Annotated in this window: 4 protein-coding genes; 2 read left to right on the top strand and 2 right to left on the bottom strand. The window is 42.3% G+C overall.

Annotated features, from left to right (window positions below; genetic code table 11):
* The coding region (locus tag HMPREF0023_RS01965; protein ID WP_008941028.1) for an FMN-binding negative transcriptional regulator at nt 1–393 on the top strand (393 nt) is incomplete at its 5' end.
* Nucleotide 394: 1 nt separating this feature from the next.
* Here HMPREF0023_RS01965 and prmC read toward each other — a convergent pair.
* Both prmC and prfA read right to left on the bottom strand, forming a co-directional pair.
* Nucleotides 395–1,207: a peptide chain release factor N(5)-glutamine methyltransferase gene (gene prmC, locus HMPREF0023_RS01960; RefSeq protein WP_008941027.1), complete on the bottom strand. Its 813-nt coding sequence runs from the start codon at nt 1,205–1,207 to the stop codon at nt 395–397.
* Nucleotides 1,207–2,295 (bottom strand): peptide chain release factor 1, encoded by a 1,089-nt coding sequence (gene prfA / locus HMPREF0023_RS01955; RefSeq protein ID WP_004638625.1) that lies wholly within the window; start codon nt 2,293–2,295, stop codon nt 1,207–1,209. The genes prmC and prfA overlap by 1 nt, the downstream gene beginning before the upstream one ends.
* A 380-nt stretch (nt 2,296–2,675) precedes the next feature.
* Between prfA and HMPREF0023_RS01950 the strand changes: the two genes are divergently transcribed.
* On the top strand, nt 2,676–3,107 hold the full coding sequence (locus HMPREF0023_RS01950; protein WP_026056270.1) for a hypothetical protein: 432 nt from the start codon (nt 2,676–2,678) through the stop codon (nt 3,105–3,107).
* Nucleotides 3,108–3,109: the final 2 nt, after the last annotated feature.

Here is a 3,109-nt window from a genome sequence, read left to right as displayed (position 1 = left end):
CCACAAGGATATATCAGCCCCAATTGGTATCCATCCAAACAGCAACATCATCAGCATGTACCAACTTGGAATTATCAAGTCGTTCACGTCAAAGGAAAAATTTATTTCTCTCAGGATGAAAAAGTATTACGTGGAATCTTGGCACGCCTAACTCGAACACATGAAGCCAAACAGGACAAACCATGGAAAATGTCAGATGCACCAAGCGAATATATCGCAGAGGAATTAAGACATATTGTTGCTGTTGAAATCCAGGTATCTGAAATGATCGGCCAGTTTAAAATGAGTCAAAATCGTGATCCGATCGATGCGATGGGAATAGTAGAGGGCTTAGAACAACAAGGTAATATTGAATTGGCACAAGCTGTAAAGCATTCTACGCAAAGTAATTAGTCTATTTTTGTGCCAAGCTCACGCGGTCATTTCCACCATAGTCTTTGATGGTCTGGATTTGGTTAAAACCGTGCTGCTCAAAGATTTCACGCACGACTTGCCCCTGATCATATCCATGTTCAAGGGCAATCCAACCTTCTGCTTTTAACCAATCTTTACCTTGCGCAATGATTGTTTCAATATCGGCCAAACCATGATTAGCTGCAATCAAAGCCCGTTCTGGTTCAGATTTTAGCTTTTGCATATGTACATCATCAGGATCGATGTAAGGCGGATTAGATACAATCAGATCGAATTGCTGTTGTTCCAAAGCCTCAAACCAAGCGCCACAGGCAAACTTCACCTGAGATAAGCCATGCTTTAACGCATTTTCCTGAGCAACCTCCAAGGTCGGTTGGTAAATATCAGTTGCTGTCACAGACCATTGAGGACGCTCACTTGCCAATGCCAGAGCAATTGCACCCGTCCCTGTGCCTAAATCAACAATATTAGCCTGCGGATCTAGTGATAGCTTTAACACCGTTTCAACTAGGATCTCTGTATCTGGACGTGGCACTAAAGTATCGTGTGTAACTTTTAAATCGAGCGTCCAAAACGGCTGTGAACCCGTGACATAAGCCAGTGGTTCGCCTTGCTCAATGCGTGCAAGCCCATCTAGATAAGCTTGCTCTTGAATCTCAGTTAACTCTTGCTCAAGTCTTAGTTTTAACTCCAAAGAATTGACACCTAAAATGTGTTCAAGCAACCATGCAGCTTCTTGACGCTCATAGCTATCGATTTCACCTTTGATTTCTAATGCCTGAGCGATATTCATTAGCCGCCATTTTCCTGTGCAAGCATTGCTAACTGATCAGCTTGATATTCACGATGTAAGCTATCCAGCAATTCCGTTAAATCACCTTCCATAATTGCATCTAACTTATATAAAGTCAGATTGATACGATGATCAGTCATACGACCTTGCGGATAGTTATAAGTACGAATACGCTCAGAACGATCACCAGAACCAACCAAATCACGGCGCATTTCCGAAGTTGCAGCATCAGCAGCTGCGCGTTTGGCATTTTCTAATCTCGACACTAACAGAGCCATCGCTTTGGCTTTGTTTTTATGCTGCGAACGTTCTTCCTGACATTCCACCACTACCCCTGATGGAATATGAGTGATACGTACTGCCGAATCGGTTTTGTTAATGTGCTGACCACCTGCACCTGAAGCACGATAAGTATCGATACGTAAATCTGCTGGATTAATTTCAACTGTGGTGTCGACATCAACTTCTGGAAGAATCGCAACGGTACATGCTGAAGTATGTACACGACCTTGAGACTCTGTCGCAGGCACACGTTGTACACGATGCGCACCGCTTTCGAATTTCAAGCGACCATACACACCTTCGCCATCAATACGGCAAATGACTTCTTTATAACCGCCATGTTCACCTTCATTTTCTGAAAGCACTTCAATACGCCAGCCTTGTGTCTCCGCATATTTACTATACATTCGGAATAAATCGCCAGAGAAAATTGCTGCTTCATCACCACCTGTTCCTGCACGAATCTCAAGATAAGCAGCATTGGCATCATTTGGATCTTTAGGAATCATCAACACATTCAATTGATCTTCAAGCTCAACTAATCGTGCTTTATTTTCTTTAATTTCTTCCTCTGCCATGTCTTTGAAATCTGGATCTGATTTCATCATTTCAGCAGTTTCAATATCTTCTTCTGCTTGACGATATTTACCCCAAACTTCGGTGATTTCAGTTAAATCATTGTGTTCACGGGACAGTTTACGAAATCGTTTATTGTCCGAAATTACTTCTACATCAGCGAGCAATGCAGTCAGCTCTTCGTGACGATCACACAGTTGATCTAGTCTTAAACGGAGTGATGCTTTCATGGGTGGAATATCTCAAATCTAAAGACTCTGTGCACATCAAAAATAGAGCACGAGTAAAATCAAAAAATTGCGCATAGTTTACAGATTCTACGAATCAAAAGACATAGAGAAACTGGCTAACTTACTATTACAGCACCATTTCATCACAAATTATGCTGCTTAGATAACGATAAATCATTCCGTCTACCGAAATACCAGATCAGCTTTATTGTTAAGTTAAGAAGTAAGGCTTAATTTTGAGCTGAGCGTAACATAAGATTACAACCCATTCACCAAACCGTAATAATACGGTCGATAGTCTTCACAATTTATCACTCAAACCTTGTTACATTTGCAACCATTAGAAATGATGTCCAATTGATGATGGACATGTAGTCATGATGAAAGCAAATATTTTATTATTGGGTGCGATCTTAGCGAGCTCAACTGTAGCAACGACAACTTATGCTGATAATGCAACACGTGTTGCTGCTACATCTGCGCTGGGTAGTGTTGTGGGTACTGCAATTGGTAAAGAAATTGGCGGTCATAATGGCGCTTTGATCGGTTCTGCTGTAGGTGGTGCTGGTGGCGCTGCTGCGGCAAGTAGCAAACGTACTCGTACCGAAGCTGCAATTGGTGGCGGTTTAGGTGGTGTTGGTGGATATGCTGTAGGTAAAAATGTCGGTGGAACCACAGGTGGTTATATCGGTGCTGCTGCTGGCGCCGCTGGCGGTGCTGCCTTGGGCCGTCAAGTTGGTCAAGATCGTTATTATGATAACCGCCAAAACCAAAAGAAAAAGTGGAAAAAGAAAAAACATCGTCGCCATTGATA

This window comes from Acinetobacter sp. ATCC 27244 (assembly GCF_000156555.1).
Taxonomy (GTDB): Bacteria; Pseudomonadota; Gammaproteobacteria; order Pseudomonadales; family Moraxellaceae; genus Acinetobacter; species Acinetobacter haemolyticus.
This window is presented reverse-complemented; position numbering and strand designations above follow the sequence as displayed.